The following is a 25,869-nucleotide window of genomic DNA, read 5'->3' on the forward strand; positions in this document are numbered from 1 at the left end:
AGGTGCCTTTTACTAAGTTGCCTGTTTTTTCTTCTGCTTGATATTTACACCGTTTATAATCCTGCCGCTTAAATTCATAAAACCAAAGGGATTCGACAGTGAAAATAAAAAAATTGATGATAGCGGCACTCTGTATATCGGCGTTGGCTGGGTGTAAGGCACTCGAAAGAACGGAACCCGTTCGGACACCACAGACCATCATCACTCAGCATGTGACAACTGAGCAGGTCAAAGACGCAATCATCAATGCAGGGCAGGGGCGTGACTGGATAATGTCAGTTGCAGGGCCAGGGGTGATTAATGCGACACAAAATATCCGTAAACACAGCGTGACTGTTCGCATTAACTACAGTGAAAGAAACTACTCGATTAACTATGTCAGCAGCGTAAATTTACTGGCATCCGACGGCGAAATTCACCGCTCGTACAATCATTGGGTGAATAATCTGGATAAAGATATTCAGAAAAAATTAGCCGTAATTGCGGCGACGCCTGCTAAATAATCCCCTTTGCGGGCAATGAACTTCGCGTTTGTTGCCCGAGTCTGTTCGCATCGCCCTTTATGTAAGGTATATTCCGGGTTTTACGGAGGAACCATGCTGACCAACTCATCTATACGTCTGAACAAATACATTAGCGAGAGCGGTATCTGCTCCCGCCGCGACGCCGATCGTTACATCGAACAGGGAAATGTTTTTATTAACGGCAAACGCGCCGCGATTGGCGATCAGGTATTTGCCGGAGATGTGGTGAAGGTCAACGGTCAGTTAATCGAGCCCCGTGACGAAGACGATCTGGTACTTATCGCACTGAACAAGCCGGTGGGCATTGTGAGTACCACCGAAGATGGTGAGAAAGACAACATTGTCGATTTCGTTAACCACAGCAAACGCGTTTTCCCTATTGGACGCTTAGATAAAGATTCTCAGGGGCTGATTTTCCTCACCAATCATGGCGATCTGGTGAATAAAATTCTGCGTGCCGGCAATGACCACGAAAAAGAATATGTCGTTACGGTAAACAAACCAGTAACCGATGAGTTCATTCGCGGGATGGGGGCGGGCGTTCCGATGCTGGGAACCGTAACCAAGAAATGCAAAGTGAAGAAAGAAGCTCCCTTTGTGTTTCGTATCACGTTGGTGCAAGGACTCAACCGCCAGATTCGCCGTATGTGCGAACATTTTGGTTATGAAGTGACGAAGCTTGAGCGTACCCGCATCATGAATGTCAGCATGAAAGGGCTGCCATTGGGTGAGTGGCGTGACTTGACCGACGATGAGTTAGTTGAATTGTTTAAGCTGATTGAGAACTCTTCTTCTGAAGCAAAACCGGCAAAAACTGCAAAGCCAAAGGCTAAACCAGCCGCGGTGAAAAAACCGGTTGTCAGCGGACCGAAAAGTACCGCTAAAACCCCGGCAGAGCTAGCTTCACGTAAACGCTTTGCCCAGCCAGGGCGTAAGAAGAAAGGGCGCTAAGTTAGCGCTTTCCACGAGAGTGGTTGTTTGCAGACCAGGAGTAGGTTGCAGACGTATCCTGTTTTGCTGTTTTTTGTTTTTTAACCTGGCGGGCTTTTTTAGCTGCCAGTTCGCGTTCCGCAATCAATTGGTCAATATAGGTTTTTTTAACGTGGTTAATTTCTGAGTTTGTCAGGGGGCGACCATGGGCGATGCGTGCGCGGTCTAGCCGCGTTTTCAATTCGCGCTGCTCGGCTTCGGTCATGTCTTGCTGTGTAAGTTTGGATGTGGACATCGTTGCGGCCTCTTAAGAAGTGGCCTCCAGTGTAAAGCAAACCGCCCTCAAGCTCAGTAAAAATCAGCTTCTGGTATCAACGTTACCCCTAAAGTGTAGATAATTTTGTTCAACTACACCGACTTGCCCGCCAGCGTTTCGGTTTGATAAAAGCAAAATGCCCGGTTTCCCGGGCATTTTTTGAGATGAGAAATCACTCATGCACGATGCTTTTTCAAACGCTTTTCCTTTTCTTCATCAATAGGTTTACCGGACCAGTATCCCGCAAGAAGAGAGCCAGAAAGGTTATGCCACACCGAGAACAGCGCGCCAGGAAGTGCCGCCAGTGGTGAGAAGTATATTTTACCCAGTGTCGCAGCAAGACCTGAGTTCTGCATCCCTACTTCAATTGCCAGCGTACGGCAGGTGGATTCATCGAAACCGAATAGACGTCCACCCCAATAGCCGCTTAGTAAGCCAATTCCGTTATGCAGAATGACTGCAACAATGACCATCAAACCTACAGAGGCGATGTGAGAGGCTGAGCCTGCTACCACAGCGCTGATAATTGCCAGAATACAGACCATCGAAAATGCAGGTAGATAGGGCTCAACGCGCTTCACAAGGCGTGGGAATAGATGATGCACAATCAAGCCAAGACCAATCGGGATAACCACAATTTGCAGGATGCTTAATAACATGCCCATCACGTCTACTTTGATATCTGCATCAACATACAGACGTGTAAGGAGCGGTGTCGCAAAAACACCGACCAGAGTGGAAACGGAAGATATAGTCACCGAGAGCGCCACATCCCCTTTTGCCAGATAAATCATTACGTTTGATGCAGTCCCGCTAGCCACGCTTCCAACCAAAACCATACCCGCGGAGAGGTCAGGTGGCATATGAAACAACTTCGCCAAAACCCAGGCCGCCAGCGGCATAACCAGGTAATGCAGGAAGGTTCCAGCCGCTACGGGCGCGGGTCGCGACAGCACGCGTTTAAAATCATCAATGCGCAGATGTACGCCCATCCCGAACATGATCAGCATCAAAAGTGTGCTGACCCACGGGCCAATGGGGGTAAAGGTATTGGGAGTAAAATAGGCGAGTACAGACAGCAGCACCGCCCACAGCGGAAACAGTCGGGTTAATGAAGCGAGCATAGTGAGATCCTTGCAAGTGTTGTGTTGTTTTATGGTTATAAAAATGCCGGGATCGAGCCCGGCATTTGGTATTAATTACTTTAAGTAAGTGGAAATTTTATTCAAACAGATTGTGGTGAAGTTTTTGCACCACTTTTTCAGCGTCGTCGCCAGGCACTAGGAAGCACAGGTTGTAGCTGGATGCGCCATAGCAAATCATGCGGATGTTAAACGGGTCGAGCACGCCAAACACCTCTTTGCCCACACCACAGGCTTTAGAAAGCTTATTACCGATGATGGCAATCAGGGCGAGGTTTTCTTCCACTTCGACACGACACAGTGAGGAGAGCTCAGTCAGGAGCGATGTGGTCAGCGGGCTATCACTATTGGAAGTTGAACCCGTAGTATCGAGCGTCAGCGCAATGCTAACTTCTGAAGTGGTAATCAAATCAACAGAAACATTATGTTGCGCCAGAATATTGAACACTTCCGCCAGGAAACCATGGGAGTGCAGCATGCTCAGGCTATTGAGTGTCACCAGGGTTTGTTTACGACGTAGTGCCAGAGCACGGAACAGCGGTGGATTTTCTGTTTTGTTACAAACCAGTGTACCGCCCGCTTTGGGATCTTTGCTGGAGCCGACAAACACTGGGATATCGCTACGCACTGCAGGCATTAATGTTGCCGGATGCAGTACTTTTGCGCCGAATGTTGCCATTTCAGCTGCTTCTTCAAAGGCAATTTTGTCGATGCGTTTTGCCGCTGGCACGACACGTGGGTCGGTAGTGTAAATCCCTGGCACGTCAGTCCAGATATCAACTCGGCTGGCATGCAGTGCTTCACCCAACAGTGCCGCTGTATAGTCGCTGCCGCCACGTCCAAGCGTGGTAGTGCGGCCTTTCGCTTCACTACCAATAAAACCTTGAGTGATGACCAGAGATTGAGCCAGGCGAGGTTGAAGCTGTTGGCTTGCAAGTTCTGCTAATGTGGCGACATCTGGTTCAGCACGGCCAAAGCGGTCATTGGTGCGCATGATTTTGCGGATATCGAACCATTGGGCATCGACTTTTCGCTCACGCATAATCTCGACAAACAGCAGCGTAGACATCAATTCACCATGGCTAACCAACTCATCGGTTAACGCTGAGGAAGTAGCAAGGGATGCCGCTTCAGCTAAAGTGGTGATGTTTTCAAGCAGACGTTCAACTTCTTCGCGGATGATTTGCGGATTTGCCAGACGCTCAACAATGTCATATTGGATTTTGCGAATCGCATCGAGCTTAACAAAACGCTCTGTTGCTTCAAGGCCGCTTGCCAACGCAACCAGCAAATTGGTGATACCCGCTGATGCGGAAAGGACAACAACGCGAACGTTTTCGTCAGCCAGCACCACGTCGGCGCTGCGGTTCATCGCGTCGTAATCAGCAACGCTGGTGCCGCCAAATTTGGCAATAACGGTTTGTGGGTAGGACATTACAGCCTCGTGTCAGGGAGCCATTTTCATGGCAAAAAAATAAATAAGCCTTGGCACAAGGGAAGAGCGGGATACGGGGCAGACGTAGAATAGAAGTTCTGAACTACGATACACCCAGAAGCGCCCCACCTTGTTTCCCCGATTTCTTGACGCTACAGCGGCGTTGTCTGCGCTAACTCACCTGAATCACTTACTTAAGTAAGTTCATCGGGATTCATAAGCTTGTCGCCTTGCTGTAATGCCAATAAATTCGGGGAATAAATTGGAGCATTCGGTTGTGAAATGCTCCTGGTGACAGCCCAAGGGATTCAGCCCCCGTGGCCGATAATGCACGCTGCCATACGCACATTACCTCGGCGCCGCTCCCCCTCCTGTGTCGTCTTCGGATTGGCTCCTCAAACACGATACCTGGGCGGCGCGCCTCTTCTGGCTTACTCACAAGTGAGCAAGTAGCCGTATACAAATAAAATGTTACGTGCCAGATGTCAACGTCTGAGTGCTATGAACCATACTGTTTTTCTCAGTGTAGACGGGGTCATCGAGTGTTCAGTCCACCCTGGTAACTTCTTCGCGGGCACATAATCTGAAACGGTATTCCCGGTGCAATGGTAGAAAAATCATCACAAATCCTGTTTTGTGGATATACAATTGACCGCAGTCACAGTTCTCAAATCAAAAGGGTAACGCTATGAAAAATATCAACCCAACGCAGACCGCTGCATGGCAGGCTTTACAGGCGCATTTTGACGAAATGAAAGACGTCACTATCGCTGAGCTGTTCGCTCAGGATGCCGACCGTTTTGGTAAATTCTCTGCCACTTTCGACGATTTAATGCTGGTGGATTACTCCAAAAACCGCATCACCGAAGAAACCCTGGCCAAGCTGCAGGCGTTGGCAAAAGAGACGGATTTGCAGGGTGCAATCAAATCCATGTTCTCTGGCGAGAAGATTAACCGCACTGAAGACCGTGCTGTGCTGCACGTTGCACTGCGTAACCGCAGCAACACGCCAGTCATCGTTGATGGCAAAGATGTGATGCCAGAAGTGAACGCGGTGCTTGAGAAGATGAAAACCTTCTCTGAGAGCATCATCAGCGGTAACTGGAAAGGCTACACCGGCAAAGCGATTACTGACATTGTTAACATCGGTATCGGCGGTTCAGACCTCGGCCCATTCATGGTGACCGAAGCGCTGCGTCCTTATAAAAACCACCTCAACATGCACTTTGTGTCTAACGTTGATGGGACTCACATTGCCGAAGTGCTGAAGAACGTTGATCCGGAAACCACGCTGTTCCTGGTTGCCTCTAAAACCTTCACCACACAAGAAACCATGACCAACGCCCACAGCGCGCGCGACTGGTTCCTGGCAACGGCTGGCGACAACAAACACGTCGCGAAACACTTCGCCGCGCTGTCTACCAATGCTAAAGCGGTGGGCGAGTTTGGTATTGATACCGCGAATATGTTTGAGTTCTGGGATTGGGTCGGCGGCCGTTATTCCCTGTGGTCTGCAATTGGCCTGTCCATCATCCTGTCTGTGGGTTACGAAAACTTCGTAGAACTGCTGTCTGGCGCACACGCCATGGACCAGCATTTTGCTAACACTCCGGCAGAACAGAACCTGCCAGTACTGCTGGCGCTGATCGGTATCTGGTACAACAATTTCTTCGGCGCTGAAACCGAAGCCATTCTGCCATACGACCAGTACATGCACCGTTTTGCTGCTTACTTCCAGCAGGGCAATATGGAATCCAACGGTAAGTATGTTGACCGTAACGGCAATGCTGTGGATTACCAGACTGGCCCAATCATCTGGGGCGAGCCGGGCACTAACGGCCAGCACGCGTTCTATCAGCTAATTCACCAGGGTACCAAAATGGTTCCTTGTGACTTCATCGCACCTGCGACCAGCCACAACCCGCTTTCTGACCATCATCCAAAACTGCTGTCTAACTTCTTTGCTCAGACAGAAGCACTGGCATTTGGTAAAGCTCGCGAAGTGGTTGAACAGGAATACGCAGCTCAGGGTCTGGATCCTAAAACGCTGGATCACGTTGTGCCGTTCAAAGTATTCGAAGGCAACCGCCCAACCAACTCCATCCTGCTGCGTGAAATCACGCCGTTCAGCCTGGGGGCGCTGATTGCGCTGTATGAGCATAAGATCTTCACTCAGGGTGCAATTCTGAACATCTTCACCTTCGATCAGTGGGGCGTGGAATTAGGTAAGCAACTGGCTAACCGTATTCTGCCTGAGCTGGGTGATGCGGCAGAAATCAACAGCCATGACAGTTCTACCAATGGCCTGATTAACCGCTATAAATCCTGGCGCGCTTAATACCCATCATACTTCGAGTTATGGCGGTTTGGGCCACAACTCGAATTATTTAGGATATGGGCAATAGACATGAAATATAAGCCGACGTTATGTCGGCTTCTTTATTTTAATAACTATAAGACAAATCTCCTTGTCGCATAATATCCCCGCAATACTCCTCTGAGGTTAATCCTAAAAGTACCTATATCCTGATAATTTAGCTGGGTAACTTTCGGATTAATTAGATTTAACTCCTTCGAGTAAATATTTCAACCTGTTGTTTTTAATGTAATTATATAAATACAATCTCTAATCATATTATTATTTTCCATTTATCTTAAAGCGCCATTCATATTTCCCGTTTCGGTCTGATTTTATTTCTTGTTGTGTATACTCGAAAACGCCTGAAATTCTTTTGGGCAAATCTCCATTCATTCAATGAAGGGAAATTGTTATGAAGAAAGCTCTTTATGGCGCTTTAGCCATATTCTCGCTGGCAGCCGCTGGTGCGGCGAGTGCTGACCCGGTTGCTGTAGGTGAAGCCGCTGGTGCACAAGCTACTTATGAGTCCGCAGGGAGTTCGACTGCGGCCAGTGCCAGCACTGTCGGGTCAGCAGTGGGTGTAGCGCTTGCTGCAACCGGTGGCGGTGATGGTTCCAATACCGGGACCACAACAACCACAACGACCAGCACCCGATAAATCCCGGGTGATTTAATCCTAACCACACTTCGGTGTGGTTATTTTGAACCTGCTTGTTAGCCATTTTTCGACTCCGGGGAAACCTCGTGCAGCGACTCGTAATTCTTCTTGTTTGCCTGTTACTTCAGGCTTGCTCTGTCACCACTAAAGGTCTTGGCTCATCGCTCTGGCACAGTATTGTGGGCAGTGACGGTGTGCAGCTTACCCATGACGATATTCAGAATATGCGCTACGCCAGCCAGTACATGAGCATTAATAACGGCCCGCAAATATTTGTGGTTCTGGCGTATGACGAAAATGACCAACAAAAATGGGTAACACAAGACCGGGCGATGATCGTCACCGAACAGGGCCGCATCGTAAAAACTACCGGCCTTGGGGATAACCTCCAGCAAGTGACCAATACGGATAATGACCCGTTGGTACACGCAAATCGGATAACAGATGGCGCGAGTTGGACACGGCAAATGGCCTGGACTGAACATCAGCAGGTGCGAATGGCGACAGCGCATTCCATCTTTACCTGGAATGGTTCAGACACACTGAAAGTCGCCCAAAGCAGTACGCCCGTTCGTGTTCTGGATGAAGAAGTTACCGCTGCCGGTAAAACCTGGCATAACCGCTTCTGGATAGACAGCGAAGGTCATATACGTCAGTCAAAACAATATATTGGCCCGGATTATTGGCCTGTCACCACGATTCTGTTGAAGGCGGCGAAAGAATGAAAATAAACGCCAGATTGTTAAGAACGACGAATGAACGGTTTTGTAGGTCGGATAAGCGCAGCGTCATCCGAAGGGTTTCTGCGAAATGGTGGATGGCGCTTTGCTTATCCACCCTACATTTCAGTGCTTACGCTGCCGGAAATGTAACTATTTATCCACAAAATCAAACGATTAAAAACATAGATCGGCTGGCCGACTTAGTGACTCAACCTTCACTGGTTAACGCCTGGTGGCCGGGCGCCGTCATCAGCGAGCGCAAGGCAACTGCTACTGAAGAACAACAGCATCAGAAGCTACTGGCGAATTTAGCTGGATTCGCCGCTGAAGAGGACGGTGACGATGCCGCAGCCATCAACGGCGTGCGCCAACAGATGCAGGCTATTCACGTGACAGGACGGCAGTTTGTCGATCTTGATCCCGACTGGGTGCGTGTACATCCTCGCGCCAATGTTCCGTTGCAGGGCGATTACAGTCTGTGGGCTGGCTCGCAGCCAACCACTATCACGCTGATGGGGCTGGTGAGTTCACCGGGCACGAAACCTTTTGTTGCGGGGCGCAGCGTTGATGAATATCTCGATGGTATCGACAAACTCAGCGGAGCCGACCGCAGTTTCGCATGGGTGATTTACCCGGATGGCAAAACTCAAAAAGCGCCAGTCGCTTACTGGAATAACCGCCATGTCGAACTCACACCGGGCAGCATCCTGTTTGTCGGCTTTAAAGAGCGACTATTTAATTCTGATTTCAACGACCTGAATCAGCAAATCCTTAACTCTCTGACTCATCGGAGACCGGATTGATGAAGAAAAAATATCTCTACAGCCTGCTCGCGCTGGTCGTATCCACTGCCTGCCAGGCAGAAACCTTTCCAGACCCTGTAGGCCCGTCGCAATCGGATTTCGGTGGTGTGGGTTTGCTGCAAACACCAACTGCCCGCATGGCGCGAGAAGGCGAGTTTAGCCTTAACTATCGCGATAACGATCAGTACCGCTTCTATTCAGCCTCGGTGCAGCTTTTCCCGTGGCTGGAAACCACTTTGCGCTACACCGACGTGCGCACCAGAGAGTACAGCAGCGTCGAAGCTTTTTCGGGCGACCAGACTTACAAAGATAAAGCCTTCGACATGAAAGTGCGCCTTTGGGAAGAAGGCTATTATCTGCCGCAGGTGGCAGTTGGTGTGCGTGATTTAGGCGGTACCGGGCTGTTCGACAGCGAATATATCGTGGCGAGCAAAGCTTGGGGGCCGTTCGATTTTAGCCTCGGCATGGGGTGGGGTTACATGGGCACCAGCGGCAATGTGAAGAACCCGTTTTGTGAAGTCAGCGATGGTTTCTGCTATCGCGATAACAGCTACAACCATGCGGGTTCGTTCAACTTTAGTGGCATGTTCCACGGCCCTGCGTCACTGTTTGGTGGCGTCGAGTATCAGACACCGTGGCAGCCGCTGCGCCTGAAAGCAGAATACGAAGGTAATAATTACACGCAGGATTTTGCCGGCAAACTCGAGCAACGTAGCAGCTTTAACGTCGGCGCTATTTATCGCGTCACCGATTGGGCCGACGTTAACGTCAGCTATGAACGCGGCAATACCTTTATGTTTGGTGTCACGCTGAGAACTAACTTCAACGACTTGCGCCCAGGCTATAACGATAATCGCCGCCCGCAATACCAGCCGCAGCCGCAAGATGAAATTTTGCAGCCTACGGTGGTAGCAAATCAGTTAACGTCGCTCAAATACAATGCCGGGCTGGCAAACCCGAATATCCAGGTGAAGGGCGATACCCTATATGTAACGGGTGAACAGGTGAAATACCGCGACTCCCGTGAAGGCATTGAGCGCGCAAACCGCATCATCATGAATGACCTGCCAGAGAATATTCGCACCATCCGCGTGACGGAAACCCGCCTGAATATGCCGCAGGTAACAACGGAAACGGATGTTTCCAGCCTGCGTAACCATCTGGAAGGGGAACCGCTGGGGCGCGAAACACCATTGGTGCAAAAACGTGTTGAACCGGTTATTCCGGAGAAAACCGAGCAGGGCTTTTATATCGATAAATCGAAGGTGAATTTCTCGATTAACCCGGTACTGAACCAGTCGGTTGGCGGGCCAGAAAGCTTCTACATGTATCAGGTTGGCGTGATGGGAACCGCCGACTGGTGGGTGACGGATCACCTGCTGACGACCGGTAGCCTGTTTGCCAACATCGCTAATAACTACGACAAATTTAACTACACCAATCCGCCAAATGACTCGACGCTACCGCGCGTGCGAACCCACGTGCGCGACTATGTAGAGAACGACATTTACGTCAACAACCTGCAAGCCAACTACTTCCAGTATCTGGGGAACAGCTGGTACGGGCAGGTATACGGCGGCTATCTCGAAACTATGTACGGCGGCGTGGGCGCGGAAGTGTTGTATCGCCCGGTCGACAGCAATTGGGCGATTGGTGCCAACGCCAACTATGTAAAACAGCGTGACTGGCGCAGTGCGCAGGACATGATGAAGTTCACCGATTACAGTGCGCCAACCGGCCATATCACCGGCTACTGGACACCGCCGTTTGCTGATGACGTGTTGGTTAAACTGAGCATCGGCCAGTATCTGGCGAAAGATAAAGGCGGCACGCTGGAGATCTCCAAACGCTTTGACAGCGGCGTGGTGGTCGGGACTTATGCGACGATTACCAACGTTTCGAAAGAAGAGTATGGGGAAGGGGATTTCACCAAAGGTTTCTACGTCAATGTACCACTCGATATATTCTCTTCATCACCGACCCGCAGCCGCGCGCAAGTGAGCTGGACGCCGCTGACGCGTGACGGCGGGCAGATGGTTGGGCGTAAGTTTGAGTTGTATGGGATGACGAGCGATCGGGATATTAATTTCCGCTAATGAGGGTTTATTGGAACCTGATGGGGTTCCAATAATTACGAGTATGGGCGATCGGAGGTTTTCCGTTCACCCATAAATCCTGTGTTCCCGGAGACACTTGCTAACGGTGAACGTGTCAGGGGGATTACGGTGCACGGTAGCCCCCTTGATACGTTCACCGGTTCGGTAATTTCATGTATCACTGAAGGCTCGGTGAACGGAACCTTCACTGGCCTGCCATAGGACCGTCCTCCGGCAGTGAACGGTTATATAAGTAAAATATTGAGATCTGCATCACATTTTTAACGTATAACAATACCTCGATACCCGAACACGAGGCGTTCCTATGACAACCACTCCCGGCGTTGAGCTAATCGCTAAAGTTATGCAAATGGTCCTCAATCTGGCGTTGCTTGCGCTTGGCCTAATCCTCATCATCTTCCTGGGTAAAGAAACGCTGCATTTAGCCACATCGTTGTTTGCACCTACCGATCAAGCCAGCAAGTACCAGCTTATTGAAGGGCTGGTGGTTTACTTCCTCTACTTCGAATTTATCGCTTTGATCGTTAAGTATTTTCAATCGGGCTATCACTTCCCGCTGCGCTATTTTATATATATCGGCATCACCGCCATTGTGCGTCTTATCATCATCGACCATAAAGATCCGGGTGACGTGCTGATTTACTCCGGTGCTATTTTGTTGCTGGTGATAACGCTGTGGTTGTGTAACAGCACCCGCCTGAAGCGCGAATAAAAAAAATGGCGGCCCAGGGGCCGCCGGAAATGATACTAAGGTCAAATGAGGGTTTGCAGTGGCTTACCCTTTATCTCTCGGGCTAGCGCTGCGTTGGCTGCCTTTATTCGCCCCAGTCTCTTACTTTAGTAAGCTCCTGGGGACTCTTGCAGTTGCCGCCTTGCTCTAACCCAATATCTATCGGGTAAAATTACATAATGTGAAGCAATAACTTACAGGAAATCTTAACCTTTCACCCCGCCAGCCGTCAGGCCACTCACCAGCCAGCGCTGCGCCAGTAAGAACACCACGGTAATCGGGATAGCGGAAAGCACAGCGGCTGCGGCAAAATCGCCCCACAGGTAGTTTTGTGGGTTGAGATACTGCTGCATACCCACAGCCAGGGTGTAGCTATTGACATCACGCAGTAGCAACGACGCTACCGGCACTTCAGTAATTGCGGCGATAAACGACAGGATAAACACCACCGCCAGAATCGGTACCGAGAGCGGCAGTAACACCAGGCGGAAGGCTTGCCATGGGGTTGCACCATCCAGTGCCGCTGCTTCTTCCAGCGAGTTATCAATCGTTTCGAAATAGCCTTTAATCGTCCATACATGCAGCGCGATACCGCCAAGATAGGCGAAGATCACCCCACCATGCGTATTCAAACCAATAAACGGAATGTACTGGCCGAGGCGGTCAAATAAGGCATACAGCGCCACCAGTGACAGCACTGCCGGGAACATCTGGAAAATCAGCATCCCTTTTAGCAGCGTCGCTTTGCCAGGGAAGCGCATACGGGCAAAAGCGTAAGCACAGGTCGTTGAGAGCGTTACGATCCCCAGCGCAGTAATTGCCGCAATCTTAATCGAGTTCCACAGCCATAACAGCACCGGGAACGGCGGTGGCGTTACGCTGCCATCGGCATGTTGCACGCTGAAACCAAGCGCTAATTTCCAGTGCTCCCAGGAGATTTGGTCCGGGATAAGGCTGCCCGTTGCGAAGTTACCCGGGCGCAGTGAAATCGCAATAACCATCAGCAGTGGGAACATAATCGCCGCGATAAAAATCAGCAGCAGTAAGTGCGTGGTTAATAAACGCAGTTTCTGAGATTTGGGTTGAACCATAGCCATGAGTGTCGCTCCTTAATCAAACTTCATGCGGGTGGCTTTCAGGTTAACAATCGCTAATGCGCCAACCAGAATGAAGATAAGCGTTGCGATAGCCGCAGCTAAGCCAAAGTCCTGACCGCCGCCGCCTTCAAAGGCGATGCGGTAGGTGTAGCTCACCAGCAAGTCCGTGTAGCCCGCAGGCGTTGTGGTTCCGAGCCTGTCTGGCCCGCCGTTGGTTAACAGTTGAATCAGCACGAAGTTGTTAAAGTTAAAGGCAAAACTTGCGATCATCAGCGGCGTCAGCGGTTTAATCAGCAGCGGCAGCGTGATTTTAAAGAAGTTCTGGAACGGGCCTGCGCCATCCATTGCCGAGGCTTCGTACAGGTCGTCCGGGATCGCTTTCAGCAAGCCCATGCACAGGATCATCATGTAGGGATAACCCAGCCAGGTATTCACGATAATAATCATTGATCGCGCGGTGGTCGGGTCGCTGAACCAGGCCGGTTTGATACCAAACAGTGAGCTCAACATCATGTTGATTTCACCAAAGCTTTGGTTGAACAAGCCTTTGAAAATCAGGATAGAAATAAACGATGGCACCGCGTAGGGCAGAATCAGCATCACGCGATAAATTGCTTTGCCTTTCAGCGATTCCCACTGCACGACACACGCCAGAACCATGCCTACGGCAACGGTCAGAATCACGGTAAGGATTGAGAAAATTACGGTCCAGACGAAAATTGCCATGAAAGGCTTTTGAATGCCTTCGTCGTGGAATACCCGCAGGAAGTTTTTCCAGCCGATAGTCACGGTGTAGCCTGGGCTTAACTGCTCGTTGCCCCAGTTGCCATCAGCATTGACTGACTGATAAAAACCAACTTCGTTGTTCGGGCGGTATTTCACGCCGCTTTGATTGTTGGTCAATTCACCCTTTTCACCCTCGGTATACAGCGGGCGAGTGCCGGAGAACTGGCGCAGGGAACTCATGGTCAGCGTGCTTTCGTCAGGCATTTCAGCGGTGATTTGCGTCAGTGCCGCACGGTTTTGCGTAATCACGCGCAGATTGCCTTTTTCACCACCTGGAAGCGTATCCGCTTCTTTCAATTTCAGGTGTTGAGCACCACCGAACCTAAAGGTATCGGAGATAAAATTCTTGCCCGACTCGCCGTCAGTCAGCGCGAGTTGCCAATCGTCACCCGCCGGATAAAGACCGAAGTTAAAGGTTTTTCCCGCCTGATACTGGCGGTCCATCAATACCTGCTGAGCACGTTCTTGCGTCAGCTGATTGGTGCTGCTGTAGTTGGTGAAAGCGATGGCAATGGTGCAAACCAGCGGGAACAGAACGAACAGCCCCATACCGGCCAGACCTGGATAAACATAACGCCAGGCGTAAGCCTTACGATTTGCATAAATGTATAAACCAAGTGAGCTTAAAATCAGCGTCATAATGGCGAACAGATATTCCCCCTGGGCGTACATCAAGATAATCAGATATCCAACCAGCAGTCCCAACAGGCCGATGACTGACCATTTCAGTGCATCGCTTTGCCACCAGTGGCTCTTTTTAACTACATCCATGGGGTCTTCCTCTACCTCTACAACGTCTTAATGCGGTGGATGGCACTGCGTTTATCCACCCTACAATCACGGGATATGTAGGGCGGGTAAGCTTGCGCCACCCGCCATTTTTTTACTTAGTAATACGTCCCTGAGCGTCTTTCAGCGCTTCATCAACAGTCTGGCGACCGCTAACGGCGTTGATGACTGCGGTACGAACGGCATACCAGAACGCAGACATTTGCGGCACGTTCGGCATGATTTCGCCTTTCTGGGCGTTATCCATGGTTGCGGCGATACGTGGGTCTTTCGCCAGTTGATCCTGGTAAGATTTCAGAGCAACCGCGCCCAATGGCTTGTCTTTGTTCACTTCAGCCAGGCCCTGGTCAGTCAGCAGGTAGTTTTCCAGGAACTCTTTCGCCAGTTCTTTGTTAGGGCTGGCGGCGTTGATACCGGCACTGAGCACACCAACGAACGGTTTAGACGCTTTACCTTTAAAGGTTGGCAGCAGCGTTACGCCATAATTGATTTTGCTCTTATCAATGTTGGACCATGCCCACGGGCCGTTGATTGTCATCGCAGTTTCGCCTTTGTTGAAGGCTGCTTCAGCGATGGAGTAATCGGTGTCCGCATTCATGTTTTTGTTTTTAATCATGTCAACCAGGAAGCTAAGGCCTTCTTTCGCCCCTTTGCTGTCCACGCCAACATCTTTCACATCATATTTGCCGTTTTCGAGTTTGAACGCATAACCACCGTCAGCAGCGATAAGCGGCCAGGTGAAGTACGGTTCTTGCAGGTTGAACATCAAAGCACTCTTGCCTTTCGCTTTCAGCTGCTTATCGAGTGCAGGGATCTCTTCCCAGGTTTTTGGTGCATTCGGCACGAGGTCTTTGTTGTAAATCAGAGAGAGCGCTTCAACCGCTACTGGATAAGCGATGATTTTGCCGTTGTAACGAACCGCGTCCCAGGTAAATGGATAGAGTTTGTCCTGGAAAGCTTTGTCTGGAGTGATTTCGGCCAACAGGCCAGATTGTGCGTAACCACCGAAACGGTCGTGTGCCCAGAAGATGATGTCCGGGCCATCGCCAGTCGCCGCAACTTGTGGGAATTTCTCTTCCAGTTTGTCCGGGTGTTCGATGGTGACTTTAATACCGGTGTCTTTTTCAAACTTCTTACCAACTTCAGCAAGGCCGTTATAGCCTTTGTCACCATTAATCCAGATGACCAGTTTGCCTTCTTCTATTTTAGCCAGTGCAGAGGCGGAAAACATCATCGTTGTCAGGGCAGACAGAGCGAGGATGCGGGCGCCAGTTTTAATTTTCATATTGTTCCCATCCTTTGAATGGTGATTTGCTATGCGCGTGGATACATCAAGGTCAAGGTAGTGGCGTTACGGATGTCAGTTTGCGCAGATGGCAAGTGCTTCTCATCCTCCTTAGCCCTACGCCCCCACCCTGGTATCTGTGATCTACATTCCATAACTGACAGTTATGTGTACCAGAGCACACAAAACTACCCAGAAATTTGAAACCACGATCACGAAAAACTGTCGCGCCCGCTGCAACCGGTTGCAGAATCCAGCTCCTCATCCTCCCGCCTCCTCCCCCATTAAAAACAGCAGGGTGGAGGATTCACGAAATGTATCGATCCGTCATAGTCCGACACATCTTGAATCACCTGCCGTTTAGCAGCGTGACGGAATGAAGGGAGAAGTACATGGCAAGCGTACAGCTACGGAACGTAACGAAAGCCTGGGGTGATGTGGTGGTATCGAAAGATATTAACCTCAACATTCAAGAAGGTGAGTTCGTGGTTTTTGTTGGACCGTCAGGCTGCGGTAAATCCACACTGTTACGCATGATTGCGGGTCTGGAAACGATCACCAGCGGTGATTTATTCATTGGTGATACTCGCATGAACGACATCCCACCTGCTGAGCGTGGCGTCGGCATGGTATTCCAGTCTTATGCTCTTTATCCCCATCTTTCCGTTGCTGAAAACATGTCCTTCGGGCTGAAGCTTGCAGGAGCCAAGAAAAGCGATATCAATCAGCGTGTCACCCAGGTTTCAGAAACCTTGCAACTGGGTCATTTATTAGAACGTCGCCCGAAAGCACTTTCTGGTGGGCAGCGTCAGCGCGTGGCTATTGGCCGTACGCTGGTGGCTGAACCGCGAGTATTCCTGCTTGATGAACCTCTTTCAAACCTTGATGCGGCACTGCGTGTGCAGATGCGCATTGAGATTTCCCGACTGCATAAGCGCCTTGGTCGCACCATGATTTACGTCACCCACGACCAGGTCGAAGCGATGACGCTTGCCGATAAAATTGTGGTGCTGGACGCAGGCCGTGTGGCGCAGGTGGGTAAACCACTTGAGCTGTATCACTACCCGGCGGATCGTTTTGTTGCGGGCTTTATTGGCTCGCCAAAAATGAACTTCCTGCCAGTAAAAGTCACCGCTACAGCCATTGATCAGGTGCAGGTTGAATTACCGAACCGCCAACAAGTCTGGCTGCCTGTGGAAAGCAAAGAAGTCCAGGTTGGCGCCAATATGTCACTGGGTATTCGCCCGGAACATCTGCTGCCAAGCGACATCGCTGACGTCACTCTTGAAGGCGAAGTACAGGTTGTCGAACAACTTGGTCATGAAACTCAGATTCACATCCAAATCCCCGCCATCCGTCAGAACCTGGTGTACCGCCAGAATGACGTGGTGTTGGTAAAAGAGGGTGCCACATTCGCTATTGGCTTGCCGCCAGAGCGTTGCCATCTGTTCCGAGAAGATGGCACCGCATGTCGTCGGCTGCATCAAGAGCCAGGTGTTTAAGCATTCCCATAAAAAAGAAAAGCAATGATCTCAGGAGATAGAACGATGATTACTCTGCGCAAACTCCCACTGGCAGTTGCCGTAGCAGCAGGCGTTATGTCTGTTCAGGCTCTGGCTGTGGATTTCCACGGTTATGCCCGTTCTGGTATCGGCTGGACCGGTAGCGGCGGTACACAAGAATGTTTCCAGGCAACGGGTGCACAGTCTAAATACCGTCTTGGTAACGAATGTGAAACCTATGCGGAATTAAAACTAGGCCAGGAAGTATGGAAAGAAGGCGATAAGAGCTTCTACTTCGATACTAACGTGGCTTACTCCGTAGCACAGGACAACGACTGGGAAGCAACCAGCCCGGCATTCCGTGAAGCTAACGTACAGGGTAAAAACCTGATTGATGCGCTGCCAGGTGCCAATATGTGGGCCGGTAAGCGTTTCTATCAACGTCATGACGTTCACATGATCGACTTCTACTACTGGGATATTTCTGGTCCTGGTGCAGGTCTGGAAAACATTGATGTTGGCGTAGGTAAACTCTCGTTTGCTGCAACTCGTTCTTCTGAATCAGGCGGTTCGGCTGCATTCAACGATTTCAATCCAGACGGTACACGTAACTACAGCAACAAAGTTCCAAACGACGTCTTCGACGTGCGTTGGGCAGGTATTGAAACCAACCCAGGCGGTACCCTGGAGCTGGGTGTTGATTACGGCCACACCAATATTCCTGACGACTATTATCTGCAACCAGGCGCTTCTAAAGATGGCTGGATGGGTACTCTTGAACATACCCAGAGCATGATGAAAGGCTACAACAAGTTTGTTCTGCAGTACGCAACAGACTCAATGACCTCGCAAGGTAAAGGCCAGGCGCAGGGCGGTAGTCTCAATAACGACGGTTATCTGTTCCGTGTTATCGACCATGGTGCAATTACCCTGGCAGACCAATGGGACCTGATGTACGTCGGTATGTACCAGAACCTGAACCTGGATGATAACCAGGGGACTGAGTGGTACACCATCGGTGTGCGTCCAATGTTCAAATGGACACCAATCATGAGTACCCTGCTGGAAGTCGGCTACGACAACGTCAAATCCCAGGAAACGGGCGATCGTAACGGACAATACAAAATTACCCTGGCACAACAATGGCAGGCAGGCGACAGCATCTGGTCCCGTCCGGCACTGCGTGTCTTCGCAACCTACGCTAAGTGGGATGAGAAATGGGGTTACGCTAAAGACGGCAACGGTGATGCTACTCGCTTCCAGATCAGCGACTCGTCCGGCAATAGCAACTTCTCTACCAGCCGTGGTGACAACGACGAGTGGACCTTCGGTGCTCAGATGGAAATCTGGTGGTAATACAGCATTAATCTGAAGTGAAGAAATGATGAGGAGTTTGCCACTGAACTCCTCATCATGATTACCCTCTATGCCAATGCCTGCTTCGATGGAAAGCGCTATTGCCTGGCTAACTTTCCACTGATTTCCCATTCGAGGTTTATAAAAATGAAAATGAAAAAAAGTCTCCTCGCACTCTGCCTTTCCGCAGGGTTGCTCGCCAGCGTACCTGCCGTAAGCCTGGCTGATGTGAATATCGTTCCACAGGATATTTCTATGGCGCCGAGCGTGCCGACATCTGAATTACAACAGTTGCAATGGACGCCTGTCGATCAATCAAAGACATTGACGACAACGCTTGCTACCAGTGGCCAAACCCTGAAGGCCGGGGATATTACTGGCCCGGTTGCAGCCTATAGCGTACCTGCCAATATTGGTGAGCTGACGATTACGCTAACCAGTGAAGTGAACAAAAACTCAGTATTTGCACCGAACGTGTTAGTTCTTGATCAGAATATGACGCCTGCTGCGTTTTTCCCGGCAAGTTACTTCACCTATCAGGAACCCGGCGTAATGTCGGCTGATCGCCTTGAAGGTACCCTGAAATTAACGCCAGCTCTGGGACAACAAAAACTCTATTTACTGGTCTTTACCACCAATAAAGACACTCAACAAACTACGACAATGATCGATCCGGCCAAAGCCTATGCGAAAGGCACGGGTAATGCGGTTCCGGATATCCCAGACCCAATTGCCCGCCATGGCACTGATGGGACTCTGAAGATTAAAGTTAAAACTTCTTCGGCATCAAGCGTACTAGTCGGCCCATTGTTTGGTTCCTCAGGCCCTGGACCGGTCACAGTCGGGAACACCGCAGCGCCAGCTGCAACTTACGTAGCACCTGCTGCGGTTGCAGCTCCGGCCCCAGCTCCTGCAGCGAAAAAAGAACCTGTACTTAGCGATACAGAGAGTTACTTCAACCAGGCTATCAAAGATGCAGTTGCGAAAGGTGATGTTGATAAAGCCCTTAAACTGTTGGATGAAGCCGAACGCCTGGGATCGACTAGCGCCCGTAAAACCTTTATCAGCAGTGTAAAAGGCAAGGGGTGATAGTTTCCCCGCAGTGCTGATGTTTGAAGTTTGGTGCGCATGTTTATGCGCACCTTTTTTTCCTTCTAAATCCTTCGAGCTGACTCTGCGTTGGCTGCACTCACAAACCCAGGTCACTTACTTGAGTAAGATCCCTGGGATAGATGAGCCTCATCGTGAGGCTCACCCTGCGGGCCAGCGCGCGCGCTGTTCAAATCTGTTCCCGACAGATTTTTTTTCCCTTGCCGCCTTGATTCAAGTCGAATGATCTAGAAGGATTGATTTATCACTGCCCAGTATTGTTAAACCGATGTTGTGCTTTTGCCTGCCACCCTCTACCTATTCTGCGTTACAATGACTGCCGGTTTTGTTTCGGAGAAATTCCCATGTCTGACGCGCTTTCGCCACTGCGCGCCTTACGTTTTGAAGCTGCGATTCCAGAAGGGTTGAGTGCGTCACTCCTTGACTGGCTGTTGCTTGAAGACTCAATGACCAAACGTTTTGAGCAGTATTGTTCCAAAGTTACTGCCCGCATTGTGCGTGAAGGTTTTTTCGAATCACATGTCGTTCTTCCTGAAGCTGATATGTTGCCGGAGTCTGGCCGTTATTGGTTGCGCGAAGTTGTGCTTTGCGGTGACGATGAGCCCTGGCTTTTGGGGCGCACGGTGGTGCCTGAGTCAACCCTTGAAGGACCAGAGCTTGCTTTACAAAGGCTCGGAACCACGCCGCTTGGACGCTATCTGTTTAGTTCATCTTCCCTGACACGGGATTTTATTGAGATTGGCCGCAGTTCGGAGCTGTTGGGGCGTCGTTCCCGCCTGAGATTAGCCGGAAAACCACTGGTGTTGACCGAGTTATTCCTTCCTGCATCTCCGTTGTATCGAGAGGAAAAATAATGGAGTGGAGTCTGAAACAGGGTAAATGGCAGGCGTATCAACGTCTGATGCGGCTTGATAAGCCAATTGGCTCGCTTTTGTTGTTATGGCCCACACTATGGGCGCTGTGGCTTGCGACACCGGGCGTGCCTCCGCTAACTATTTTATGCGTGTTTATAGCCGGAGTCTGGATGATGCGCGCTGCGGGTTGCGTGGTAAATGACTACGCTGACCGCAAATTTGATGGGCACGTGAAACGCACGGCGCACAGGCCATTGCCGAGCGGGGCGGTAAGCGAGAAAGAAGCACGTATCTTATTTGCGGTACTGGTAGTGCTCTCGTTTTTACTGGTACTGACGCTGAATACCATGACGATTTTATTATCGGTGGCGGGGCTAGCGCTGGCATGGGTTTACCCGTTTATGAAGCGCTACACTCATTTGCCGCAAGTGGTGCTAGGGGCCGCATTTGGCTGGTCAATACCGATGGCATTTGCAGCAGTGAGCGAGTCTGTTCCACTTAGTTGTTGGCTGATGTTTTTAACCAATATTTGCTGGGCTGTGGCTTATGACACGCAGTACGCAATGGTTGACCGCGATGATGATCTGAAAATCGGCATTAAATCCACAGCGATCTTATTTGGCCGCTACGACAACCTGATTATCGGTATTTTGCAGTTTACGGTGATGGTGTTGTTGGCGGTGATTGGCTGGTTAAACGGATTAGGTGGGGCGTTCTACTGGTCTATAGCGCTGGCGGGGATGCTCTTCGTCCATCAACAACGACTGACGGCGAATCGTGACCGCGATGCTTGTTTTAAAGCTTTTCTGAACAATAACTATGTGGGCCTGGTACTGTTTATCGGGTTGGTGTTGAGTTACATACACCTCTGATATATCCCCATCGTCCTTCAGGTTGCAGGGTTTTTGGCTGCTCTCATTCACCCGAATCACTGACTGAGTAAGCTCATCGGGATTCATTCGATTGCCGCCTACCTGCATCTCGAAGTCGCTTCGGTATAAGAAACTAAATGGCGGATGACACTTTGTTTATCCGCCCTACAAATAGAACCGTAGGGCTAATAAGCAATCGCGCCATCCGCCAGATTTTCTTACTCGGTCGCAGCCTGCGACGTCGCACTTTCAATCGTCAAACGCACATCCGGCATGATCAGCTCTGCCAACATCTGGTAGACCTTCATTGTTTCGGCGGGTTCTGCATCTCCGGTGTCGCTGATATAGCCCTCATCACGCAAGGTTAATACCAGCGAGGTGAACACAGCTTTATCGAAGAACTCCGGTGCGTTAATGCCATGCAACACCGACAAACGTTGGGCAACGGTGCGGCTTTCGCGCTCCAGTGTCCCACGGTTAATCGATGGATTTGCACTTAGCAGCCAGAAAGTAATGGCGTAACGTTGCAGCGTTTCACGAACACCCGCGGCCAGAAGCTGCATAGTGCGTGAGCGTGCTGGGTTAATCACCACTTCTTCATCCGTAAGGGTAATCAGATCCTGACGAACCAGTTCATTGAGCAGCGCATCCATTTCGCTGGCAAGCTCAGCTTTTTCCCAACGCAGGAACAGCTCAGCCTTCAGCATTGGGTAGAGCAGCTCGACCTGACGCAGTAGCTCGCTACGAGAAATGTGGCGATGCTGCGTGATAATTGCAGCCAGCAGAGAAGGCAATACCAGCATATGCAGGATGTTGTTACGGTAGTAAGTCATCAGCACTGCCTGCTCACGCGGCAGAATAATGATGTCACCAATCGTATCTTTCTCTACTTCAAACTTATTCATCTGCAACGCGTGTTCGATTAGCGCTTCTGCAGGCTGATCTGGTGCGGTAGCGTCCGGTGAATAGGGCACATTACGCAACAGGCTCAGGTAACAGTTGAGCTGTTCGGTTAGTTGTTCGCGAGTCAGTGAACGCTGGCGTGATGCCAGTAGCGCGGTACAACACAGGTTCATGGCGTTTGCCGCGCCTGCATTGTTAATACGCACCATCAGTTCGGCAGCAATTTCATTAACCGTTGGCGTTAACCATGCCGGGCGGATGGCTTCAATCGGGTCGATTGAATCACGCCACTCAGGCACTCGCTGGTTGAGGAATGTCATCAACGGCATTGGTTCGCCGAAGTTAACATAGCCCTGGCCGAGGTTACGCAGCTTGCTCAGCCCACGCACCATCTGCATGAAGCTCTCTTTCTCTTTGGTCGCCCCGCGCAGTTCTTTCGCGTAAGTCCCCACTTCCATTACATGCTCGTAGCCAATGTAAATCGGCACCAATGTAATTGGACGAGTACCGCCGCGCAGCATGGCCTGAATGGTCATCGACAGCGTACCGGTTTTCGGGTCAAGCAAACGGCCGGTACGAGAACGGCCACCTTCCACAAAGTATTCAACGGAATAGCCACGGCTGAACAGCTCACCAAGATATTCGCGGAACACGGTGGAGTAGAGTTTGCTGCCCTTAAAGGTACGACGAATAAAGAACGCGCCCAGGCGGCGGAAAATCGGGCCTGCTGGCCAGAAATTCAGGTTGATACCCGCCGCGATGTGCGGAGGAACAAGCCCCTGGTGATAGAGCACGTAAGACAGAAGCATGTAGTCCATGTGGCTGCGGTGGCAGGGGACATAGACAATCTCATGGCCGTCATGAGCCAGTTGGCGCACACGCTCAGCGTTATGAACGTTAATGCCCTGGTACAAACGGTTCCACGTCAGACCTAACACGCGGTCGGTCAAACGAACGGCTTCATAAGAGAAGTTCGCCGCAATCTCTTCCATCAAGGCAACAGCATTTTGCTGCGCTTTTTCATGGGAGATTTTCTTGCTGCGCGCTTCATCTTCTACTGCACGGGCAATCGCTTTTGAGGCCAGAAGCTTATTAAACAGATCCTGACGTACCGGCAGACGCGGGCCAACAGTCGCTAAACGCTGGCGAGCAAAGTGCATACGCGCCACGCGTGCCAGTTTTTGGGCGATTTTTTTGTCTGTACCGTGATCGGTTGCCATCTGGCGCAGCGAAACAGGTGCAGAGAAACGCACAAAGCTGTCGCGCCCAAGCCACGAGACTGCGAAAAATTTCTGAATGCCGTTAAGCATTTTCAATGGCGGGTTAACTTCGCCTTTTTCGCGGCCCGGAGAGCGGCCAAACATCACCGATACCGGCACCATCTGTACATCCAGATTTGGATTGCTGCGGTGTAAGTCGAGATAATCATGGAACAGCTTGATCGACTCTTCTTTTGGCGTGTAATAGGTGAACACGCGCGGACCGCCATGGATAAAGACATAGCGCGGCAGTACCGCACCGTCGATCTCTAACGGTTCGAGAGGGTCGGGCAAGTTGTGCGCGAGGCATTGTGCGCGCAGGGTTAATAAGTCCGCCTTTGAGTTATAAGGCAGAACGTACATTATTGGGCGTGTGGGATCTAAGCCCAGTTCGGCTTGTGGATCAGCCGGAATGGACTTGCTCTTTACCAGAACGCCTAATGGTAAATTAAGTAATTTGTAGTAGATTCTTGGCCAGCCTGACATAAACGATGTAAAGCCTCAGGTTAATGATGCAAATTCGCCGCAAGAATATCAGAATCTCACCCAGATTTCTGTGGCGTTATAATTTTGACAAGCATTGATGCAAATAATTTGAAAAGGTTTCCCAAAATGGCGAGCAGTACCACTGGACTTACCCGTATCATCAAAGCCGCAGGCTATTCCTGGAAAGGGCTTAAAGCTGCCTGGATCAATGAAGCAGCGTTCCGCCAGGAAGGCGTTTCTGCCGTTATCGCCATTGCCATCGCATGTTGGTTAGATGTCGATCCTATCACCCGTATTCTACTTATCGGTTCAGTCGTGTTGGTCATGATTGTTGAGATTCTCAATAGCGCTATTGAGGCCCTTGTCGACCGTGTTGGCACTGATTATCACGAGCTTTCAGGACGCGCCAAAGATATGGGCTCGGCCGCTGTATTAATCGCAATTATCCTCGCGGTAATTACCTGGGTCACGCTGCTTTGGTCGCATTTGCGGTGATCTTTCCAGAATAGTTAAGTGCCTGGTTTTTTGCTTAATTTATGGTTCCAAATTGACCTTTGACTGTATATACTCACAGCATAACTGTATAAACACCCAGGGGGCGGAATGAAAGCGTTAACTACCAGGCAGCAAGAGGTGTTTGATCTTATTCGGGATCATATCAGCCAGACCGGCATGCCACCGACTCGTGCCGAGATTGCTCAACGTCTGGGGTTCCGTTCTCCGAACGCCGCTGAAGAGCATTTAAAAGCACTTGCCCGTAAAGGTGTGCTTGAGATTGTTTCTGGTGCCTCACGCGGCATCCGTTTGCTGGTGGAAGAAGTCTCCGGTATTCCGCTGGTTGGGCGTGTTGCTGCAGGTGAGCCACTCCTGGCACAGCAACACATCGAAGGCCATTATCAGGTCGACCCATCACTGTTTAAACCGAATGCTGACTTTTTGCTGCGCGTCAGCGGTATGTCGATGAAAGACATCGGCATTATGGATGGCGATCTGCTTGCGGTTCATAAAACACAGGATGTGCGTAATGGCCAGGTTGTTGTCGCGCGTATCGACGATGAAGTTACCGTTAAACGTCTAAAACAACAGGGCAATACCGTTCATTTGCTGCCAGAAAACAGTGAGTTTGAACCGATTGTAGTTGACCTGCGTGAGCATAACTTCTCTATTGAAGGGCTGGCTGTTGGGGTTATTCGCAACGGCGACTGGCTGTAAAATCTCTTCAGGTGATGCGCATTTAGAGTGCGCATCACCGTCTTAATTCTCTTTGATCTCCTTCAGGAGAGGTCATGCAATTATTCTCCACGGCGGATCGTGCGCTCTGGCGCCTCGCTTTACCCATGATTTTCTCCAACATTACCGTCCCGCTGCTTGGCCTTGTCGATACGGCTGTTATTGGTCATCTGGATAGCCCTGTTTATCTGGGCGGTGTTGCCATTGGTGCGACAGCAACCAGCTTCCTGTTTATGTTGCTGCTGTTTTTGCGAATGAGTACCACAGGGTTAACTGCGCAGGCTTTTGGAGCCAATAATCCCTCAGCGTTAGCTCGTGCACTAGTGCAGCCATTATTACTGGCACTAGGGGCTGGGGTGGCAATTGTCTTACTGCGTGATCCCCTCATTTCACTCGCTTTACAAATTGTCGGCGGCAATCAGGATGTGCTCGTACAAGCGCAACGCTTTCTTGAAATCCGCTGGCTGAGTGCGCCAGCCTCGCTTGCAAACCTCGTTTTACTGGGATGGTTGTTAGGTGTTCAGTACGCGCGAGCTCCGGTTATCTTGCTGGTTGTCGGCAATGTCCTGAATATCGTACTGGATGTGTGGCTGGTGATGGGGTT

Annotated in this window: 23 protein-coding genes and 1 riboswitch; of the genes, 16 read left to right on the forward strand and 7 right to left on the reverse strand. The window is 50.5% G+C overall.

Going from position 1 to position 25,869, the window contains the following annotated elements; all coding sequences use genetic code 11:
• The first annotated feature begins 116 nt into the window (after positions 1-116).
• Positions 117-503, forward strand: a complete 387-nt coding sequence (locus M979_RS18900) for a hypothetical protein (protein WP_373978890.1) — start codon at positions 117-119, stop codon at positions 501-503.
• A gap of 93 nt (positions 504-596) precedes the next feature.
• Positions 597-1,475 carry a 23S rRNA pseudouridine(2604) synthase RluF gene (rluF, locus tag M979_RS18905; RefSeq protein WP_034457001.1) on the forward strand — a complete coding sequence of 293 codons (879 nt, stop codon included), beginning with the start codon at positions 597-599 and terminating at the stop codon, positions 1,473-1,475.
• Between the two features lies 1 nt (position 1,476).
• On the opposite strand, the gene M979_RS18910 is transcribed toward rluF, so the two are convergent.
• The 3 genes from M979_RS18910 to lysC all read right to left on the reverse strand — a co-directional run bounded on the left by M979_RS18910 (position 1,477) and on the right by lysC (position 4,347).
• Positions 1,477-1,749, reverse strand: coding sequence for a YjbD family protein (locus tag M979_RS18910; RefSeq protein ID WP_034457000.1), 273 nt, complete (start codon positions 1,747-1,749; stop codon positions 1,477-1,479).
• A gap of 197 nt (positions 1,750-1,946) precedes the next feature.
• The gene (gene panS, locus M979_RS18915) at positions 1,947-2,894 is read right to left on the reverse strand and encodes a ketopantoate/pantoate/pantothenate transporter PanS (RefSeq protein ID WP_034456999.1); all 948 of its coding nucleotides are present in this window, start codon (positions 2,892-2,894) and stop codon (positions 1,947-1,949) included.
• A gap of 97 nt (positions 2,895-2,991) precedes the next feature.
• Positions 2,992-4,347, reverse strand: coding sequence for a lysine-sensitive aspartokinase 3 (gene lysC / locus M979_RS18920; protein WP_034456998.1), 1,356 nt, complete (start codon positions 4,345-4,347; stop codon positions 2,992-2,994).
• 272 nt (positions 4,348-4,619) lie between these two features.
• Positions 4,620-4,781: riboswitch (Lysine riboswitch) on the reverse strand.
• 254 nt (positions 4,782-5,035) lie between these two features.
• On the opposite strand from lysC, the gene pgi reads away from it, so the two are divergent.
• From pgi to psiE, 6 genes are all read left to right on the forward strand, one after another.
• A complete protein-coding gene (gene pgi, locus M979_RS18925) occupies positions 5,036-6,685 on the forward strand; it encodes a glucose-6-phosphate isomerase (protein ID WP_064556035.1) in 1,650 nt (549 codons plus the stop codon).
• A gap of 433 nt (positions 6,686-7,118) precedes the next feature.
• A complete protein-coding gene (yjbE, locus tag M979_RS18930; protein ID WP_034456996.1) occupies positions 7,119-7,364 on the forward strand; it encodes an exopolysaccharide production protein YjbE in 246 nt (81 codons plus the stop codon).
• An 86-nt stretch (positions 7,365-7,450) separates the two neighbouring features.
• The gene (locus M979_RS18935; RefSeq protein WP_064556036.1) at positions 7,451-8,089 is read left to right on the forward strand and encodes a YjbF family lipoprotein; all 639 of its coding nucleotides are present in this window, start codon (positions 7,451-7,453) and stop codon (positions 8,087-8,089) included.
• Between the two features lie 92 nt (positions 8,090-8,181).
• Complete coding sequence (locus tag M979_RS18940) at positions 8,182-8,889, forward strand: capsule biosynthesis GfcC D2 domain-containing protein (RefSeq protein ID WP_064556037.1); 708 nt, start codon at positions 8,182-8,184, stop codon at positions 8,887-8,889.
• A complete protein-coding gene (locus M979_RS18945; protein WP_064556038.1) occupies positions 8,889-10,985 on the forward strand; it encodes a YjbH domain-containing protein in 2,097 nt (698 codons plus the stop codon). The genes M979_RS18940 and M979_RS18945 overlap by 1 nt, the downstream gene beginning before the upstream one ends.
• A gap of 325 nt (positions 10,986-11,310) precedes the next feature.
• Positions 11,311-11,718 (forward strand): phosphate-starvation-inducible protein PsiE, encoded by a 408-nt coding sequence (gene psiE / locus M979_RS18950; RefSeq protein WP_034456992.1) that lies wholly within the window; start codon positions 11,311-11,313, stop codon positions 11,716-11,718.
• A 224-nt stretch (positions 11,719-11,942) separates the two neighbouring features.
• On the opposite strand, the gene malG is transcribed toward psiE, so the two are convergent.
• The 3 genes from malG to malE all read right to left on the reverse strand — a co-directional run bounded on the left by malG (position 11,943) and on the right by malE (position 15,693).
• A complete protein-coding gene (gene malG / locus M979_RS18955) occupies positions 11,943-12,833 on the reverse strand; it encodes a maltose ABC transporter permease MalG (RefSeq protein WP_034456991.1) in 891 nt (296 codons plus the stop codon).
• 12 nt (positions 12,834-12,845) lie between these two features.
• A complete protein-coding gene (malF, locus tag M979_RS18960) occupies positions 12,846-14,390 on the reverse strand; it encodes a maltose ABC transporter permease MalF (RefSeq protein ID WP_064556039.1) in 1,545 nt (514 codons plus the stop codon).
• 112 nt (positions 14,391-14,502) lie between these two features.
• Positions 14,503-15,693: a maltose/maltodextrin ABC transporter substrate-binding protein MalE gene (gene malE / locus M979_RS18965; protein ID WP_034456989.1), complete on the reverse strand. Its 1,191-nt coding sequence runs from the start codon at positions 15,691-15,693 to the stop codon at positions 14,503-14,505.
• A gap of 392 nt (positions 15,694-16,085) precedes the next feature.
• On the opposite strand from malE, the gene malK reads away from it, so the two are divergent.
• The 5 genes from malK to ubiA all read left to right on the forward strand — a co-directional run bounded on the left by malK (position 16,086) and on the right by ubiA (position 21,387).
• The gene (gene malK / locus M979_RS18970; RefSeq protein WP_034456987.1) at positions 16,086-17,195 is read left to right on the forward strand and encodes a maltose/maltodextrin ABC transporter ATP-binding protein MalK; all 1,110 of its coding nucleotides are present in this window, start codon (positions 16,086-16,088) and stop codon (positions 17,193-17,195) included.
• Positions 17,196-17,240: 45 nt separating this feature from the next.
• A complete protein-coding gene (locus tag M979_RS18975) occupies positions 17,241-18,551 on the forward strand; it encodes a maltoporin (RefSeq protein WP_245164781.1) in 1,311 nt (436 codons plus the stop codon).
• Positions 18,552-18,698: 147 nt separating this feature from the next.
• On the forward strand, positions 18,699-19,640 hold the full coding sequence (gene malM, locus M979_RS18980) for a maltose operon protein MalM (RefSeq protein ID WP_064556041.1): 942 nt from the start codon (positions 18,699-18,701) through the stop codon (positions 19,638-19,640).
• Between the two features lie 365 nt (positions 19,641-20,005).
• A complete protein-coding gene (gene ubiC, locus M979_RS18985; RefSeq protein WP_064556042.1) occupies positions 20,006-20,515 on the forward strand; it encodes a chorismate lyase in 510 nt (169 codons plus the stop codon).
• Complete coding sequence (gene ubiA / locus M979_RS18990) at positions 20,515-21,387, forward strand: 4-hydroxybenzoate octaprenyltransferase (RefSeq protein WP_034456980.1); 873 nt, start codon at positions 20,515-20,517, stop codon at positions 21,385-21,387. The genes ubiC and ubiA overlap by 1 nt, the downstream gene beginning before the upstream one ends.
• A 218-nt stretch (positions 21,388-21,605) precedes the next feature.
• Here ubiA and plsB read toward each other — a convergent pair whose 3' ends face one another.
• Complete coding sequence (gene plsB, locus M979_RS18995) at positions 21,606-24,035, reverse strand: glycerol-3-phosphate 1-O-acyltransferase PlsB (RefSeq protein ID WP_064556043.1); 2,430 nt, start codon at positions 24,033-24,035, stop codon at positions 21,606-21,608.
• A 126-nt stretch (positions 24,036-24,161) separates the two neighbouring features.
• Between plsB and M979_RS19000 the strand changes: the two genes are divergently transcribed.
• From M979_RS19000 to M979_RS19010, 3 genes are all read left to right on the forward strand, one after another.
• Positions 24,162-24,530: a diacylglycerol kinase gene (locus M979_RS19000; protein WP_034456975.1), complete on the forward strand. Its 369-nt coding sequence runs from the start codon at positions 24,162-24,164 to the stop codon at positions 24,528-24,530.
• A 108-nt stretch (positions 24,531-24,638) separates the two neighbouring features.
• Positions 24,639-25,247 carry a transcriptional repressor LexA gene (gene lexA / locus M979_RS19005; protein WP_034456974.1) on the forward strand — a complete coding sequence of 203 codons (609 nt, stop codon included), beginning with the start codon at positions 24,639-24,641 and terminating at the stop codon, positions 25,245-25,247.
• A gap of 74 nt (positions 25,248-25,321) precedes the next feature.
• Positions 25,322-25,869 (forward strand): MATE family efflux transporter (locus M979_RS19010; RefSeq protein ID WP_157093273.1); only part of this gene is annotated, 548 nt, incomplete at its 3' end.

The organism is Buttiauxella noackiae ATCC 51607 (assembly GCF_001654865.1).
Classification (GTDB): domain Bacteria; phylum Pseudomonadota; class Gammaproteobacteria; order Enterobacterales; family Enterobacteriaceae; genus Buttiauxella; species Buttiauxella noackiae.